The organism is Pseudomonas sp. 10C3 (assembly GCF_036346185.1).
GTDB lineage: Bacteria > Pseudomonadota > Gammaproteobacteria > Pseudomonadales > Pseudomonadaceae > Aquipseudomonas.
The window spans coordinates 1-728 of sequence record NZ_JASJVE010000068.1; the positions used below are offsets into that span (position 1 = coordinate 1).

Sequence of the window (728 nt, forward strand, 5' to 3'; positions counted from 1 at the left end):
GTGTATGGTGGGTAGTTTGACTGGGGCGGTCTCCTCCTAAAGAGTAACGGAGGAGTACGAAGGTGCGCTCAGACCGGTCGGAAATCGGTCGTAGAGTATAAAGGCAAAAGCGCGCTTGACTGCGAGACAGACACGTCGAGCAGGTACGAAAGTAGGTCTTAGTGATCCGGTGGTTCTGTATGGAAGGGCCATCGCTCAACGGATAAAAGGTACTCCGGGGATAACAGGCTGATACCGCCCAAGAGTTCATATCGACGGCGGTGTTTGGCACCTCGATGTCGGCTCATCACATCCTGGGGCTGAAGCCGGTCCCAAGGGTATGGCTGTTCGCCATTTAAAGTGGTACGCGAGCTGGGTTTAGAACGTCGTGAGACAGTTCGGTCCCTATCTGCCGTGGACGTTTGAGATTTGAGAGGGGCTGCTCCTAGTACGAGAGGACCGGAGTGGACGAACCTCTGGTGTTCCGGTTGTCACGCCAGTGGCATTGCCGGGTAGCTACGTTCGGAATAGATAACCGCTGAAAGCATCTAAGCGGGAAACTAGCCTCAAGATGAGATCTCACTGGGACCTTGAGTCCCCTGAAGGGCCGTCGAAGACTACGACGTTGATAGGTTGGGTGTGTAAGCGCTGTGAGGCGTTGAGCTAACCAATACTAATTGCCCGTGAGGCTTGACCATATAACACCCAAGCAATTTGCGTCGAAAGAGCAGATTGCGGTGTGTGAAGAC

At 53.8% G+C, this 728-nt stretch carries 1 rRNA gene; it reads left to right on the forward strand.

Annotation, left to right across the window (positions count from 1 at the left end):
- Positions 1–677 (forward strand): 23S ribosomal RNA (locus QN399_RS26130); the annotation flags it as partial.
- Between the last annotated feature and the right edge of the window lie 51 nt (positions 678–728).